At 69.8% G+C, this 15341-nt stretch carries 14 protein-coding genes; 5 read left to right on the forward strand and 9 right to left on the reverse strand.

The genetic code is table 11. The features are described 5' to 3' along the window. The first annotated feature begins 113 nt into the window (after positions 1–113). Positions 114–629, forward strand: coding sequence for a hypothetical protein (locus ACH54P_RS25135; protein WP_489905838.1), 516 nt, complete (start codon positions 114–116; stop codon positions 627–629). On the opposite strand, the gene ACH54P_RS25140 is transcribed toward ACH54P_RS25135, so the two are convergent. The 7 genes from ACH54P_RS25140 to ACH54P_RS25170 all read right to left on the reverse strand — a co-directional run bounded on the left by ACH54P_RS25140 (position 626) and on the right by ACH54P_RS25170 (position 9742). Next, positions 626–1903: a thymidine phosphorylase gene (locus ACH54P_RS25140; protein WP_489905839.1), complete on the reverse strand. Its 1278-nt coding sequence runs from the start codon at positions 1901–1903 to the stop codon at positions 626–628. The two genes, ACH54P_RS25135 and ACH54P_RS25140, sit on opposite strands and share 4 nt — an antisense overlap. Continuing rightward, positions 1900–2289 carry a cytidine deaminase gene (locus tag ACH54P_RS25145; protein WP_489905840.1) on the reverse strand — a complete coding sequence of 130 codons (390 nt, stop codon included), beginning with the start codon at positions 2287–2289 and terminating at the stop codon, positions 1900–1902. Before ACH54P_RS25145 ends, ACH54P_RS25140 begins: the two co-directional genes overlap by 4 nt. A 2-nt stretch (positions 2290–2291) precedes the next feature. Continuing rightward, complete coding sequence (locus tag ACH54P_RS25150; RefSeq protein WP_489916622.1) at positions 2292–3521, reverse strand: ABC transporter permease; 1230 nt, start codon at positions 3519–3521, stop codon at positions 2292–2294. A gap of 47 nt (positions 3522–3568) precedes the next feature. Further along, positions 3569–4666, reverse strand: coding sequence for an ABC transporter permease (locus tag ACH54P_RS25155; protein WP_489905841.1), 1098 nt, complete (start codon positions 4664–4666; stop codon positions 3569–3571). Continuing rightward, entirely contained in the window at positions 4663–6234 is a 1572-nt protein-coding gene (locus ACH54P_RS25160) for an ABC transporter ATP-binding protein (RefSeq protein ID WP_489905842.1), read from the reverse strand. Before ACH54P_RS25160 ends, ACH54P_RS25155 begins: the two co-directional genes overlap by 4 nt. Positions 6235–6312: 78 nt before the next feature. Further along, the gene (locus ACH54P_RS25165) at positions 6313–7452 is read right to left on the reverse strand and encodes a BMP family lipoprotein (protein ID WP_489905843.1); all 1140 of its coding nucleotides are present in this window, start codon (positions 7450–7452) and stop codon (positions 6313–6315) included. Between the two features lie 319 nt (positions 7453–7771). Next, complete coding sequence (locus ACH54P_RS25170) at positions 7772–9742, reverse strand: NPCBM/NEW2 domain-containing protein (RefSeq protein ID WP_489916624.1); 1971 nt, start codon at positions 9740–9742, stop codon at positions 7772–7774. Positions 9743–10158: 416 nt separating this feature from the next. Here ACH54P_RS25170 and sdhC point away from each other — a divergent pair, with 416 nt between their 5' ends. From sdhC to ACH54P_RS25190, 4 genes are read left to right on the forward strand one after another with little or no spacing between them, the layout of a single operon-like run. Next, positions 10159–10602, forward strand: coding sequence for a succinate dehydrogenase, cytochrome b556 subunit (sdhC, locus tag ACH54P_RS25175; RefSeq protein WP_489905844.1), 444 nt, complete (start codon positions 10159–10161; stop codon positions 10600–10602). Position 10603: 1 nt separating this feature from the next. Further along, positions 10604–11017, forward strand: coding sequence for a succinate dehydrogenase hydrophobic membrane anchor subunit (locus ACH54P_RS25180; protein ID WP_489905845.1), 414 nt, complete (start codon positions 10604–10606; stop codon positions 11015–11017). 18 nt (positions 11018–11035) lie between these two features. Continuing rightward, positions 11036–12790, forward strand: coding sequence for a succinate dehydrogenase flavoprotein subunit (gene sdhA, locus ACH54P_RS25185; protein WP_489905846.1), 1755 nt, complete (start codon positions 11036–11038; stop codon positions 12788–12790). Continuing rightward, positions 12790–13560: a succinate dehydrogenase iron-sulfur subunit gene (locus tag ACH54P_RS25190; RefSeq protein WP_489905847.1), complete on the forward strand. Its 771-nt coding sequence runs from the start codon at positions 12790–12792 to the stop codon at positions 13558–13560. Before sdhA ends, ACH54P_RS25190 begins: the two co-directional genes overlap by 1 nt. Before the next feature lie 60 nt (positions 13561–13620). Here the strand turns inward: ACH54P_RS25190 and ACH54P_RS25195 are convergent, their stop codons facing one another. Beyond that, a complete protein-coding gene (locus ACH54P_RS25195) occupies positions 13621–15018 on the reverse strand; it encodes a S8 family peptidase (protein ID WP_489905848.1) in 1398 nt (465 codons plus the stop codon). A gap of 63 nt (positions 15019–15081) precedes the next feature. Next, positions 15082–15318 (reverse strand): SCO4848 family membrane protein, encoded by a 237-nt coding sequence (locus tag ACH54P_RS25200; RefSeq protein WP_489905849.1) that lies wholly within the window; start codon positions 15316–15318, stop codon positions 15082–15084. Positions 15319–15341 lie beyond the last annotated feature (23 nt).

Here is a 15341-nt window from a genome sequence, read left to right on the forward strand (position 1 = left end):
ACTCGGTCGGGTGATCATCTTGCTCGCGAACCGGATCAGTCCGGCATTTCGGGAGACGTCGCCGCGTCCCCGCTCGCGCCATCCTCGGAACCCGACACCGAGGGGGATTCGTGATGCAGGCAGTACGCCGGAAGATCGGCAGGATCGTGGCCGTCGTGGCCGTCGCCGCCGGGGTGGGGGTGGTCGCTCCCGCCGTCGCCGAGGCCGGGACCGTCACCGCCACCTGGGGTTGTGGCACCTTCGGCGGCCCCGCCGGGACCAAGACCATCGAGTTCACCGTGACCGCTCCGGCGACCGCCACCGCCGGGCAGACCGTCACCGTGCAGGCGGACGTCCGGCTCGTGACGCCGTGGGGACCCGCCGAGGCCGCCGGGACGTACACCGGCCGCGTCGCGCTCGAACTCGGCGGCGCCGCCTCGGGCCGGATCGACGCCAACGGCCTGACCAATCCCGCGATCGAAGCCGGGGCACCGTTCCGGATGACCGGCGGGACCGCGCAGGCCACCCTGGCCGCCGCCGGTCAGGTCACCGTCGCGACGACGGGCTACGTGCAGTTCGCGCCCTCCGGGTGGTGGTTCTCCTGCGGCGGCGGCGCCAAGCCGGTCGCCGCCACCATCCAGGTGTCCTAGCCCCGCACGGTCTCCACGACGATCGGTCCCGGCGGAGGCGCCGACGAGGCGACCGAGAACCCGCCTTCGAGTGCCGCCAGCGCCGCCGGGACCGCGTCCGGGGTGTCCGTGTGCAGTTCCAGCAGCGGTTCGCCCTCCGAGACGGCGTCGCCCGGCTTCGCCAGGCACAGCACGCCGGCCGCGGCCTGGACCGGGTCCTCCTTGCGGGCCCGGCCCGCGCCGAGGCGCCACGCCGCGATACCCACCGCGTACGCGTCCAGCGAAGCCAGCACACCCGAGGCCGGAGCGACCACGGTGTGAACGTGCGACGGCGTAGGCAAGGGCGCCGAAGGGTCGCCGCCCTGGGCGGAGATCATCCGGCACCACGTCTCGTACGCCTCGCCGGAAGCCAGCACGGCCGCCGGATCGACGTCGAGACCGGCCAGCGCCAGCATCTCCCGCGCCAAGGCGAGAGTCAGCGAAACGACGTCCGAAGGGCCGCCGCCCTGGAGCACCGAAACCGACTCCGCGACCTCCACCGCGTTGCCGACCGCCCGCCCGAGCGGGACGTTCATGTCGGTCAGCAACGCCGTCGTCGGGACGCCGTGCGCGACCCCGATCGAAGTCAACGTCGAAGCGAGCGAACGCGCCTGGTCGAGCGTCTTCATGAACGCGCCCGACCCGAACTTCACGTCCAGGACCAGCCCGGACGCGCCTTCCGCGATCTTCTTGCTCATGATCGAGCTGGCGATCAGCGGGATGGACTCCACGGTCGAGGTGACGTCCCGCAGCGCGTACAGCTTCTTGTCCGCCGGCGCGAGCCCGGCCGTCGCCGCGCAGACCACCGCGCCGACGTCCTCGAGCTGCGCCTGGATCTCGGCCGTGGACAGCGAAGCCCGCCAGCCGGGGATCGACTCGAGCTTGTCGAGCGTGCCCCCGGTGTGCCCGAGCCCGCGTCCGGACAGCTGCGGCACGGCCGCGCCGCACGCGGCCACCAGCGGCGCCAGCGGCAGCGTGATCTTGTCGCCGACCCCGCCCGTCGAGTGCTTGTCGACCGTCGGGCGCGAGACGTCCAAAGACAGCCGCTCCCCCGACGCGATCATCGCGTGCGTCCAGCGGGAGATCTCCTCAGGGGCCATCCCCCGCAGGAAGATCGCCATGGCCAGCGCCGACATCTGCTCTTCGGCGACGTCCCCGCGCGTGTAGGCGTCGACGACCCAGTCGATCTGCTCGTCGGAGAGCCGGCCGCCGTCCCGCTTGGTGCGGATCACGTCGACCGCGGCGAAGCCGGTCACGGCAGGTCGTCCGGGCCGAAGGCGTCCGGCAGCACGTCCGACATCGGCAGCACCCCGCGCGGGGTGTCCACCAGGCACGCCGAACCGCCCAGCTCGAACAGGATCTGACGGCAGCGCCCGCACGGCATCAGCAGGTCACCGGCACCGCTGCGGCACGCCACGGCGACGAGGCGACCGCCGCCGGACAGCCGCAGCTGCCCGGCCATCGTGCACTCCGCGCACAGCCCGAGCCCGTAGGACGCGTTTTCGACGTTGCACCCGGTGACCACGCGGCCGTCGTCGACGATCCCGGCGACCCCGACGTGCAGGCCCGAATAAGGCGCGTACGCGTGGGAAGCCGCTTCGATGGCACGAGAACGCAGCGCGTCCCAATCCACTGTAGACACTGTCAGTCCTCACCCCGCCGGTACGGCTGGCCGTCGGCCTTCGGCGGCCGCAGCCGCTGCGAAGCCACCGCCAGCACGATCAGCGTCACGAAGTGCGCGGTGTACGGGATCAGGTCGGACGGCAGCGTGTCGTTGGACCAGTAGATCAGGTACAGCACGCCGGCGCCGACGACGCCGAGCCCGGCCGCGATCCACTGCTTGCGGAACAGCTGGACGACGACGATCACGCCGACCAGGATCACCGCGCCGTACAGCAGCGCGAGCACCGCTTCGCCGCCACCGGCGAGCTGGAGACCGTCCGCGTAGCCGAACAGCGCCGCGCCGCCGAGCAGGCCGCCGGGCCGCCAGTTGCCGAAGATCATCGCCGCGAGGCCGATGTACCCACGGCCGTTCGTCTGGTTCTCGAGGTAGTCCGCGCCGCCGCGCAGCAGCACCAGCGACGCACCGCCCATCCCGGCGAACGCGCCGGAGATCAGCATCGCGATGTACTTGTGCCGGTAGACGTTGACGCCGAGGGACTCCGCGGCCACCGGGTTCTCGCCGCACGACCGCAGCCGCAGGCCGAACCGCGTCTTCCAGAGCACCCAGAAGCTGACCGGCACCAGGATGATCGCGATCATCGTCAGCGGCGCCACCTCGGTGACCAGGCCGCGCAGGATGCCGGCGACGTCGGAGATCCCGACGCGCTGCTCCTTCTCCAGGTCGCCCAGCCAGTCCGAGAGGAACGACGCGGAGTAGGTGTCGAACTTCGGCACCACCGGCGACTGCCGCGGGTTGCCCGACAACGGCTCGAAGATGAGGTTCGCCAGGTACTTCGTGACGCCGAGGCCGAGCAGGTTGATCGCGACGCCGGAGACGATGTGGTTGACGTTGAACGTCACCGTCGCCACCGCGTGCAGCAGGCCGCCGAGCGCGCCGAAGACGAGGGCGGCCACCAGGCCGGCCCACACGCCGCCGTTGTACGAACCCCAGGCGGCGCCCCAGGTCCCGAGGATCATCATGCCCTCGAGGCCGATGTTCACGACGCCCGCGCGTTCGGCCCAGAGGCCGCCCAGCGCGCAGAGCAGGATCGGCAGGGCCAGGCGCAACGCCGTCGACGCCGTGTTCGACGACGTCAGCGCGGCGACACCGGTGGAGTACGAAGCCGACGAGAGGACGGCGATGGCGACCACGGCCCAGAGCACGCCGCGCAGCCAGCCGGGGATCCGGGACCGCTTGCGGTGCACCGGCATCGTGCCGGGGCTGCCCGCGTCGGGCCGGGAGACGTCGGTGACGGCCATCAGACCGCACCCCCTTCGGCGACCGAAGCGCCCTTGCGGCCGTTGCCGCCGAGTGCGCGGCCGACCCTGCGTTGTTCGGCGGCCAGGTCGGCGCGGCGCACGACCTCGTACGCCACGACGACCGACAGCACGATGATGCCCTGCATGATCGTCGCGATCTCCTTGGACACGTTGATCTGCTCCAGCGACACCGCGGAGGTGTCGAGGAACGCCCACAGCAGCGCGCCGAGCGCGATGCCGCCGGGGTGGTTGCGGCCCAGCAGCGCGACCGCGATGCCGGTGAAGCCGTACATCTGGGTCGAAGTGATGCCGTAGGTGTAGTCGCGGCCGAGCAGCTCCGGCATCGCGACCAGGCCGGCGACACCGCCGGAGAGCAGCATCGCGATCAGCGTCATCTTCTTGGCGTTGACCCCGCCCGCGGCGGCCGCGGTGGTGGACTCGCCGGACGCCTTGAGCTCGAAGCCGAACCGCGTGCGGTTGAGCATGAACCAGTACGCGGCGCCGATGACGGCGGCGATCAGCACGAACCCGAACAGCGTGCCCGAGCCGAGCGGGATGCCCGGGATCCGGCCGGACGGCTCGATCACGCGGGTGCCGATGTTGTTGCCCGTCTGGACGCCGAACTGGTCGGCGTTGATGAGGAAGGCGATGATGCCGCCGACGATCGCGTTCAGCATGATCGTCGCGATCACCTCGCTCACCCCGCGGGTGACCTTGAGGATCGCCGGGATCGCCGCGTACGCCGCACCGGCGGCGACGGCGACCACGAGGATGACCAGGGTGTGGATCACCGGCGGCAGCTTCAGCGCACCGCCGGCGATGGCCGCGACGACCGCGGCGAACCGGTACTGGCCTTCGACGCCGATGTTGAACAGGTTCATCTGGAAGCCGATGGCCACCGCGAGCCCGGACAGGTAGTAGACCGTCGCCAGGTTCACCGTGTCGACCGAGGTCGAGCCCTTGAACATCTGGCCGATCATCGTGCCGTACGCCTGCAGCGGGTCGGCCCCGGAGATGATCAGCGCGATCGCCGACAGCAGCACGGCGAACACGATCGCCAGCAGCGGCGGCAGCAGTTTAGTGCGCCAGGAGGTCATTCGTCGTCACCCTCTCCGGCGCCGGTCATCGCCGAACCCAGTTCCTGCGGCGTCACGGTGGCGGGGTCGGCCTCGCTCACGAGGCGCCCGCGCAGCATGACCCGGATCGTGTCGGACAGGCCGATCAGCTCGTCGAGGTCGGCGGAGATCAGCAGCACCGCGAGCCCGGCGGCGCGGGCCTGGCGGATCTGCTCCCAGATCAGCGCCTGCGCGCCGACGTCGACACCGCGCGTCGGGTGCGAAGCCACGAGCAGCACCGGGTTGCCGGACAGTTCCCGCCCGACGATCAGCTTCTGCTGGTTGCCGCCCGACAGGGCCGCGGCCGGGACGTCGATGCCCGGCGTGCGGACGTCGTAGTCCCGCACGATCCGCTCGGTGTCCGCGCGGGCGCCGGCGATGTCGAGCAACTGTCCTTTGGAGACCGGTTCGCGGGTCTGGTAGCCGAGGATCCGGTTGACCCACAACGGTTGCGTGAGCAGCAGGCTGTGCCGCGTGCGGTCCTCGGCGATGTAGCCGATGCCGGCCTCGCGCCGCGCCAGCGTGCCCGCCTTGGTGAGGTCGCGGGCCTTTCCGTCGGCGTCGACCAGTTCGATGGTGCCGCCGGACGGCTTGCGCATGCCCATGATCGTCTCGACGAGCTCGGTCTGGCCGTTGCCCTCGACCCCGGCGATGCCGAGCACCTCGCCCGCGCGCACGGTGAAGGTGACGTCGTCGAGCGCGTTGCGGTCGGAACCCTCGGCGCCCAGCGTCAACCCGGTCAGCCGCAGCACGGCGCGGTCGGTGACGGTGGACTCGCGGGTCTCCGGGCTGGGCAGCTCCGACCCGACCATCATCTCCGCGAGCTGACGGGACGTGATCGTCTTCGGGTCCGCCGTGCCGACGGTCGTGCCGCGCCGGATCACCGTGACGGTGTCGGCGATCGCGCGGACCTCGTCGAGCTTGTGCGAGATGAAGAGGAAGGTGTAGCCGTCGGCCTTCATCTCCCGGACGGTCGCGAAGAGCGCGTCGACCTCCTGCGGCACGAGCACCGCGGTCGGCTCGTCCAGGATGATGATCTTCGCCCCGCGGTAGAGCACCTTGACGATCTCGACCCGCTGGCGGTCGGCGACGCCGAGCTCTTCGAGGAGCGTGTCCGGCTTGGCGTGCAGGCCGGTCCGCTCGGCGAGCTCGGCCAGCCGGGCGCGGGCGGCGCGGCCGATGCCGTGCAGGCCCTCGGCGCCGAGGAAGACGTTCTCGCCGACGGTGAGGTTGTCGGCGAGCATGAAGTGCTGGTGCACCATGCCGATGCCGGCGCGGATGGCGTCCTGCGGGTTCCGCAGCTTCACCTCGGCGCCGTTGATCGCGATCGTGCCCTCGTCCGGCGGCTGCATGCCGTAGAGGATCTTCATCAGGGTGGACTTGCCGGCGCCGTTCTCGCCACAGATGGCGTGCACCTCGCCGGCGGCGACGGTGAGGTTGACGTCGGAGTTGGCCACCACGCCGGGAAAGCGCTTGGTGATCCCGGTCAGCTGGACGGCGGGGGCGCCCCGGTCGGGGACGGCCTCGGCCGGGGCCTCGGCTGTGCTCATGGGCGGGAGAATTCCATATCTGTCAAAACACGTCAGGGCCCGGAGGGAAAATCCCTCCGAGCCCTGCCGCGTCGAGAGTTACTTCTGCGGCTTGTCCGAAACGGTGATCGCGCCCGAGATGATCTGGGCCTTGTAGCCGTCCAGGACGTCCTTGATGTCGTCGACCTTGCCGCCGGAGGTGGCGTAGCCGACGCCGTCGACCTTGAGGTCGAACCGCTTCGGCAGGGTCGTCAGGTCGCCCTTGGCCAGCGCGGTGACGTAGTCGAACACCGCGACGTCGACCCGCTTGAGCATGGACGTGATGATGACGTCCTTGTCGGCCTCGACGGTCTTCTGGTTGTACTGGTCGGAGTCGACGCCGATGGCCAGCGCGTTGCCCGCCTTGGCGGCGTCGAAGACGCCCTTACCGGAAGCGCCGGCGGCGTGGTAGATGACGTCCGCGCCCTTGGCGATCTCGGCCGCGGCCTTCGCGTTGCCCTTCGGCGGGTCCTGGAACCCGGAGAAGTCACCGGCCGGGGTGAGGTACTCGTCCTCGATCTTGATCTTGCTCGAAACGGTCTTCGCGCCCTGCAGGAAGCCGGCCTCGAACTTCTGGATCAGCGGGGTGTTGACACCGCCGACGAAGCCGATGTGGCAGCTCTTGCTCTTGTACGCGGCGGCGACGCCGGCCAGGAACGAGCCCTGCTCCTCGGCGAAGACCAGCGGCGTCACGTTCGGCAGCTGGATCGAGTCGTCGTCGACGATCGCGAACTTGGTGTTCGGGTACTTCGCGGCGACGACCTTGACCGACGGCGCGTAGGCGAAGCCGACCGCGATGATCGGGTTCAGGCCCGACGAGGCCATCTGGTCGAGGCGCTGCTGCTTGGCCGACTCGGCCTCGCTGGCGCTGGCGGTGCTCTCGCTGACCGTCGTCACGCCGAGGTCGGACTTCGCCTTGTCGGTGCCCGCGGCGGCGGCGTCGTTGAAGGACGCGTCACCCCGGCCGCCGACGTCGAAGGCCAGGCCGATCTTGAGCTTGCTGCCGTCGACCTTGCCACCGGCGGCCGCGGTGCTGCTCGAGGCGGCGGGCGCGGCGGGCGGCTTCTGCGCGGTGACGCAGTCCGAGCCACCCGACGAGCTCGCGGTGTTGTTGGTGCTGCCACCGCTCGAGTCCTTGGCGCACCCGGCCAGGGCGAGCACCCCGGCCATGGCCGCGGCGGCCAGCGCGGTTCCACGCATGCGACGCAACGTGTGTCTCCCTCCCCGCTGATCCAGCGGATGGTCAAGGGCACGACCCGGCCCTACTGCCGGGTCGACCGCCAGACCGTACCCAACGGACAGGAATGCGCCATAGGAAAGGCACGCTACGTAACACAAACGTTTACTCAGCAGTCTCGCGCGCGACGAACTGGATACCGCCCGTGATCATCGGGCGGCGTCGGCGCTACTTTCGGCGGGATCGCGGGCGGCGGGACGGCCGAAATCCCGTTTTCTGTCACTCAGTGTGCCGGGCCGGCCGGGATTCCGGCCGGCCCGGTCACTCAGTGAGATGACGGCTTCAGGCGCAGGTCAGGTGGGCCGCGGCCCAGTCGCCGCGGTCGTAGGAGTTGCCGTCGCCGCCGTCGGTGACGACCAGCCGCAGGTACTGGGCGCCGGTCAGGTCCGCGGCCAGCGGCACCGCGGGGTCCTGCCACGTCCGCACACCCGTCGAAGCCACCTTCGCGGCGTCCGCGTAGATCTCGAACGTCGCCGAGCCCTGCTTGTTCGTCGCCTCGCGCTCGTCGTCGACCCCCGCGTCCGCCGTGAACGCCGTGCAGCGTCCGCCCAGGTAGAAGACGACCTCGCTGGGGGCGTGCGCGCCGAGGCCCTTCGGGTAGCCGACGCCGTTGATCGTCAGCGGCTTGCCGTCGCCGGCCGGGATGCTGCCGTTGGACATGTCGCGCTCGACGGGACCGTAGCCGTTCTTCTCCGCCGCCCAGCGCAGGTCGCTCGCCCACGCGGGCGCCGTCGGCGGTGCCGCGGGCACGGTCAGCTGCTGCGAGCCGGTCCAGCTCACCTGGCCGAACCCGAGGGCCCGGTAGGTGACGACACCGCGCAGCACCGCCGTCGTGCCCTCGGTCCCGGCGGGCGGGGTGACCCGCCAGCGCCCGGCCGCCGTGTCGCCGGTCCCGAGCACGACGGCCCGCGGCCGGGCCACCTGCTCCACCCGCCAGCCGGCGGGCGCGGTCAGCGTGACGCGGGGGTCGAACACCGGGACGCGGGCCTCGTCGGTCGCGGACACGGTGACCTCGAACGGCTTCCCGGCCGGGGTGAGCTCGCCCGGCACGCCCGGCACCGGCGCGACCGGCTCGATGCCCGTGCTCACCAGGGGCGCGTCGCGCCACCACGAGCCGCCCGCGCGGACCCGGTACACCACGGTCGCGTGCGGCGGGACGACCGCGGAGAGGCGCCCGGCGGTCTGGAGGTCGCGGCGCGCCCAGAGGTCCCGCACGGAGTACCCGGCGGCCTTCGGCAGGCCGGCCGCGGCCGCGGTGGTGCCGATCGTCGCGTTGACCGACGTCTCGTTGAACAGCGCGACGGCGACGTCACCGTTGGCCAGCGGCTTGGCGAACACCCAGTGTCCGTCCTGGTTGGACAGCACGGTCGCCTGGACACCCCGGCGGTCCTGGTCGAGCGCGATGACCTCGGCGTTGCGCAGGATGTCGAAGTTCTCCGGCGACACCTTGCGCAGGTCGGCGCCGATGAGCAGCGGCGCGGCCATCATGGCCCACAGGGAGAAGTGCGAGCGGTACTCCTCCGTCGTCATCCCGCCGTTGCCGACCTCGAGCATGTCGGGATCGTTCCAGTGGCCCGGCCCGGCGTACGGCGCGAGCGGGGCGTTCGCCTTGAGGATCTGGACCGTCTTCGCCCAGTTGTCCTTGATGTCGCCGGTCGTCCGCCACAGGTGCCCGACGTCGGCGCCCCACGTCCACGGCTTGTTCTCGCCCCACTCGCACAGCGAGTACACGATCGGGCGACCGGTCTTCTTCAACGCGTCGCGCATCTTCGTGTAGCGCTCGAGCGCGGGCCGGCCCTGGTTGTTGCAGTTGTCGTACTTGAGGTAGTCCACGCCCCAGTCCGCGAACGTCTGCGCGTCGACGTCCTCGTGGTCGAGCGCGCCGGGCTGGGTCTTGGCGCAGGTGAGGGTGCCCGCGCTGGTGTAGATGCCGAACTTGAGGCCCTTCGAGTGGACGTAGTCGGCCAGCGCCTTGATGCCGCTCGGGAACCGGGCCTTGTTCGCCTGCATGCGCCCTTCGGCGTCGCGCGCGGGTTCGGCCCAGCAGTCGTCGACGTTGACGTACTCGTACCCGGCGGCCTTGAGGCCCTGGGCGACGAAGATGTCGGCGGTGTCGCGGATGAGCTGCTCGTCGACGGCGCAGCCGGTCGTGTTCCAGTTGTTGAAGCCCATCGGGGGCGTCAGCGCCAGTCCGCCGGGCAGCGCTTGCGCGGGCGTGACCACCACCACGGGAAGCAGGGCCGCGACGGTCATCACCAGGCCGAGTCGTCTCACCAGAACGTCACCCCATCGTGAGAGATCCGATGTATGTGCGAGCGACAGTAGGAATGACGACCGGCCTGGTCAACGACTAATCGACTGCACCAGTCTTTTGGCGTAGCGCATCAGATATCAGATTTTGCAGAGGTCAGATCTCCGGTGTTCCCGATGACCGGGACGACCGCACGACCGAGTGCGCCACGCCACACCGCCGGGTGGCGGTGCGCGAGTACCGGTGTCTGGTCCATCACAGAGGGGAACCCGGAGGTGAGCCGCTTGCCTGGTGCGGGTCTAGCATCCGATTCATCCAGGCTCGATGACGTTGATCTCGGCATCGCCGCCGCTCCGGCAGCGGCTGCGGACCTCACCGGCCACCGGGCGCACAGTCAGACGTTGGAGGCCGTTCACCGATGTCCACCACGGCGAGCACTGCCCCCGAGGCAGGGGCGAGCGATCGGGCGGGTGCCTCACGCCGGCAGGGGACCTTCTACCGGGGCGACCCCGGCATGTGGTCCTGGGTCCTGCACCGCATCACCGGCGTGCTCACTTTCTTCTTCCTGTTCGTGCACGTGCTCGACACCGCGCTGGTGCGCGTGTCGCCGAACACCTACGACCAGGTCATCGAGACCTACAAGACCCCGATCGTCAACCTCCTCGAGGTCGGCCTGGTCGGCGCGGTCCTGTTCCACGCGCTCAACGGCATCCGCGTCATGCTGGTCGACTTCTGGTCGAAGGGCCCGAAGGTCCAGAAGGCGATGCTGTGGGTCATCGGCGTGATCTGGGTCGTCGTGATGGTCCCCGGTGCGTTCTTCATGCTGAAGCGCACCGCCGAGACGCTCTTCGGGGGTAACTGACATGGCCGACCTCGCCCTCGCGAACCCGCGCGCGCCGAAGCGTCCCGCCGCCCGCCGGAGCAACTTCGAGCTCTACAGCTGGCTGTTCATGCGGATCTCGGGCCTCGCCCTGATCATCCTGGTGCTCGGCCACCTGCTGATCATGAACATCCTCGACGGCGGCGTGCACCGGATCAACTGGGGCTTCGTCGCCGGCCGCTGGGCCTCGCCGTTCTGGCAGTTCTGGGACCTCGCGATGCTCTGGCTCGCCGAAATCCACGGCGGCAACGGGCTGCGCACCATCATCGACGACTACGCCCGCAAGGACAGCACGCGGTTCTGGCTGAAGATCATGCTGTACACGTCCATGGTGCTGATCCTGGCCGTCGGCACGATGGTGATCTTCACGTTCGACCCGAACATGCCCGCGAACTGACTCCGGAGACTTCCCACCATGCAGTTCCACAAGTACGACGTGGTGATCGTCGGTGCCGGCGGCGCCGGCATGCGCGCGGCCATCGAGTCCGGCCAGCGCGCCCGCACCGCGGTCCTCACCAAGCTCTACCCGACCCGGTCCCACACGGGCGCGGCCCAGGGCGGCATGTGCGCCGCGCTGGCGAACGTCGAAGAGGACAACTGGGAGTGGCACACCTTCGACACGATCAAGGGCGGCGACTACCTGGTCGACCAGGACGCCGCCGAGATCATGGCGAAGGAGGCCATCGACGCCGTCCTCGACCTCGAGAAGATGGGCCTGCCGTTCAACCGCACGCCCGAAGGCAAGATCGACCAGCGCCGCTTCGGCGGGCACACGCGTGACCACGGCAAGGCCGCCGTCCGCCGCGCCTGCTACGCCGCGGACCGCACCGGGCACATGATCCTGCAGACGCTGTACCAGAACTGCGTCAAGTACGGCACGGAGTTCTTCAACGAGTTCTACGTGCTCGACCTCGTCACCAGCCCGGACGAGAACGGCAACCCGGTCGCCTCCGGCGTCGTCGCCTACGAGCTGGCCACCGGCGAGCTGCACGTCTTCCAGGCGAAGTCGATCGTGTTCGCCACCGGCGGCGCGGGCAAGATCTTCAAGACGACGTCGAACGCGCACACCCTGACCGGTGACGGCCTCGGCATCATCTTCCGCAAGGGCCTCCCGCTGGAGGACATGGAGTTCTTCCAGTTCCACCCGACCGGCCTCGCGGGCCTGGGCATCCTCATCTCCGAAGCCGTCCGCGGCGAGGGCGGGATCCTGCGCAACGCCTCCGGCGAGCGGTTCATGGAGCGCTACGCCCCCACCATCAAGGACCTCGCGCCGCGCGACATCGTCGCCCGCTCGATGGTGCAGGAAGTGCTGCAGGGCCGGGGTTGCGGCCCGAACAAGGACTACGTCGTCCTCGACGTCACGCACATCCCCGAGGAGACGCTGAACGCGAAGCTCCCGGACATCATGGAGTTCTCCCGGACCTACCTGGGCGTCGACCCGGTGAAGGAGCCGGTGCCGGTCTTCCCGACCTGCCACTACGTGATGGGCGGCATCCCGACCAACATCCACGGCGAAGCGTTGCGGGACAACGAAAACGTCATCCCCGGCCTGTACGCCGCGGGCGAGGTCGCGTGCGTGTCCGTGCACGGCTCCAACCGGCTCGGCACGAACTCGCTGCTCGACATCAACGTCTTCGGCCGCCGCGCCGGCCTCGCGGCCGCGGAGTACGCGCTGGCGCACGAGCACGTCGAGCTGCCCGAGAACCCGACCAAGCTGGTCGAGGACCAGCTCGCGGGCCTGCTTTCCGAGCACGGCGACGAGCGCGTCGCCGACATCCGCAAGGAAATGCAGCAGACGATGGACTCGCACGCGTCGGTGTACCGGACCGAGGACACGCTGAAGCAGGCGCTGACCGACGTCCAGGCGCTGAAGGAGCGGTACCAGCGGATCACCGTGGCGGACAAGGGCAAGCGGTACAACACCGACCTGCTCGAGGCCGTCGAGCTCGGCTTCCTGCTGGAGCTGGCCGAGGTGCTCGTGGTGGGCGCGCTGGCGCGCAAGGAGTCCCGCGGCGGCCACGCCCGCGAGGACTACCCGACCCGCGACGACACGAACTTCATGCGGCACACCATGGCCTACAAGCAGGGCACCGGCCTGTCCGCGGACATCCGGCTCGACTACAAGCCCGTGACCTTCACCCGCTACGAACCGATGGAGCGGAAGTACTGATGACCACCGCTACTGAAGCTCCGGCCGCTTCGTCGGAGTCGGACCACACGCCGATCACGGTCACGCTGAAGATCCTCCGGTTCAACCCGGAGGTCGACAGCGAGCCGCACTGGGAGTCCTACGACGTCCCGGCGCAGCGCACCGACCGGCTGCTGAACCTGCTGTTCTACGTCAAGGACTACATCGACGGCACGTTCTCGTTCCGCCGCTCCTGCGCGCACGGCGTGTGCGGGTCCGACGCGATGCAGATCAACGGCATCAACCGGCTGGCCTGCAAGGTGCTGATGAAGGACCTGCTGGCCAAGGACGGCAAGCAGACGACGATCACGATCGCCCCGATCAAGGGCCTGACGACGTTGAAGGACCTCTACGTCGACATGGACCCGTTCTTCGAGGCGTACCGCGCGATCAAGCCGTACCTGATCACCTACGGCAACGAGCCGACGCGCGAGCGCATCCAGTCCCAGGCGGATCGCGACCGGTTCGACGACACGACGAAGTGCATCCTCTGCGCGTGCTGCACGTCGTCCTGCCCGGTGTACTGGAACGACGGCTCGTACTTCGGCCCGGCGGCGATCGTCAACGCCCACCGGTTCATCTTCGACTCCCGCGACGAGGGGGCGGAGGAGCGGCTGGACATCCTGAACGACGGCGAAGGCGTGTGGCGTTGCCGCACGACGTTCAACTGCACCGACGCCTGCCCGCGAGGCATCCAGGTGACGAAGGCGATCCAGGAAGTGAAGCGCGCCCTGCTCTTCAAGCGCGTCTGACGTTTTAACACGACGAAGGGCCTCCCCGCTCAGCCGAGCGAGGAGGCCCTTCGCATGCGGTCAGCGCACTGCGTCCAGAGCGTTGACCAGGCCGTGGCCGTAGTAGGAGTTGTTCTTCGCCGGACCCGTGCACTCCGTCTCGGCCGACGCGCACTTCACCACGTCCGCCTCGCCCTCCAGCAGCTGGGCCAGCAGCCAAGGCGGGGCCCCGCGGAACTTCGACGCCAGCAGCGCCGCCACACCGGCCGCGTGCGGGGACGCCATCGACGTTCCGCACTTGGAGCCGTACAGCCCGCCGAACACCGTCGTCGACAGCGGGCATGCCGGACCGGAGCCGTCCGGCGGCAGCTGCGAGAAGTCGCCGCCCGGGGCCGTCACGTCGATCGAACCGTAGTTGCTGAACGACGACTTCGTGCCCGCGTAGCCCACCGACGACACCGTCACGACCCCGTCGATCGCCTTCGGGAGGATGCCGCACGAGGAGTCCACCGGGTGCGGGCGGTTCGGGTCCGTCGTCTGCTTCGTCGTGTCGAAGCCCGAGTTGCCCGCCGCCGAGACGTTCAGGACGCCGTGGTGCGTCGAGTACTCGATCGCGCGGCGGACGGCCTCGAAAGCCGCCGCGTCGCCCGGCTCGCGCGAGCAGAAGAACATGCCCGGGTCGACGTAGTAGCTGTTGTTCGTCACCTGGAAGCCGTGCTGGGCCGCCCACACGAAGCCGCACACCGCCGACTCCGGGAAGATGTAGCCGTCGTCGTTGACGACCTTCACCGAGGCCAGCCGCACGCCCGGCGCGATGCCCGTGAAGCCCGCCGCCGGGTCCTTGCCCGCGATCGTGCCCGCCACGTGCGTCCCGTGGTCGGACGTCGTCGGCGCCCACGACGCCGGCGAGAGGTCCGGCGCCCCGCTCACGCACCCGGCCGAGGCGGAAGCGGAGACGGCCGCCTTCAACGCCGGGTGGGTCGCGTCGATGCCCGAGTCGAGCACGCCGACCGTCACCGCGCGGCTGCCCTGGTTGATCTTGTTCGCTTCGGGCGCGTGGATCGCCTTCATGTCCCACTGCTGGGCCGACAGGTCACCCGCGGCCGCCACCGAACGCGTGTCCTCCAGCGTTTTCACCGCACCGAGTGAACGAGCCGAAGCGGCCGAACCCGCGGAAGCCACGTCCTTGCCGCCCGAATACGCCCGGTAGACGCCGATCTTCTGCTGGAAGTCCGCGTTGCGCGAGCTGGCGATCGCGACGCCGATCTCGCCGTAGTACGCCACCTTCGTGCCGCACTTGGCCGCCAGCTCCTTGTCGACGGCCGAAGCGCGCGTGCCCGGCTGGTACGTCACCACATAGGTGTACGGCGTGCTCGTCGTGTCACAGGCGACCGGCGCGGCCTCGGCGGCCGGCGCGGCGAACAGGCCACCCGCGACGGCCAGCACCAGCGGGGCCGCCATTCGGCGTAAACGGGACATTCCACCTCCAGAGTCGGTGGCGTCAACCTAAACCGGCCCGGAAGACCGCGCCACCGACCAAAGTCAGGAGGCCCGCGACGAAGCACGCACCCCGCGCCAGCCCAGCACGCCGATGATCGTGCCGAGCACGAACGACACGACGGTCAGCACGGCGTGCACCACGAAGTACGCGGTCGGCGAGCCGTCGGGGGTCCAGGCCCGGTCGCTGTCCCACAGGTTCTTGGCGAAGGTGATCCAGATGATCCACGACCACACGCCGAAGGCCAGCAGGAACAGCGAGGTGCCTCGCGAAATGCGCATGCCCCTGAGTATGCGACGCGGGC

Source organism: Amycolatopsis sp. N2S4-7, assembly GCF_058119595.1.

Coding starts and splice junctions, on each gene's coding strand:
- ACH54P_RS25135 (WP_489905838.1), top strand. CDS start 114: ATGCAGGCAGTACGCCGGAAGATCGGCAGGATCGTGGCCGTCGTGGCC.
- ACH54P_RS25200 (WP_489905849.1), bottom strand. CDS start 15,318: ATGCGCATTTCGCGAGGCACCTCGCTGTTCCTGCTGGCCTTCGGCGTG.
- ACH54P_RS25190 (WP_489905847.1), top strand. CDS start 12,790: ATGACCACCGCTACTGAAGCTCCGGCCGCTTCGTCGGAGTCGGACCAC.
- ACH54P_RS25170 (WP_489916624.1), bottom strand. CDS start 9,742: ATGACCGTCGCGGCCCTGCTTCCCGTGGTGGTGGTCACGCCCGCGCAA.
- ACH54P_RS25155 (WP_489905841.1), bottom strand. CDS start 4,666: ATGACCTCCTGGCGCACTAAACTGCTGCCGCCGCTGCTGGCGATCGTG.
- sdhA (WP_489905846.1), top strand. CDS start 11,036: ATGCAGTTCCACAAGTACGACGTGGTGATCGTCGGTGCCGGCGGCGCC.
- sdhC (WP_489905844.1), top strand. CDS start 10,159: ATGTCCACCACGGCGAGCACTGCCCCCGAGGCAGGGGCGAGCGATCGG.
- ACH54P_RS25165 (WP_489905843.1), bottom strand. CDS start 7,452: ATGCGTGGAACCGCGCTGGCCGCCGCGGCCATGGCCGGGGTGCTCGCC.
- ACH54P_RS25160 (WP_489905842.1), bottom strand. CDS start 6,234: ATGAGCACAGCCGAGGCCCCGGCCGAGGCCGTCCCCGACCGGGGCGCC.
- ACH54P_RS25150 (WP_489916622.1), bottom strand. CDS start 3,521: ATGCCGGTGCACCGCAAGCGGTCCCGGATCCCCGGCTGGCTGCGCGGC.
- ACH54P_RS25195 (WP_489905848.1), bottom strand. CDS start 15,018: ATGTCCCGTTTACGCCGAATGGCGGCCCCGCTGGTGCTGGCCGTCGCG.
- ACH54P_RS25180 (WP_489905845.1), top strand. CDS start 10,604: ATGGCCGACCTCGCCCTCGCGAACCCGCGCGCGCCGAAGCGTCCCGCC.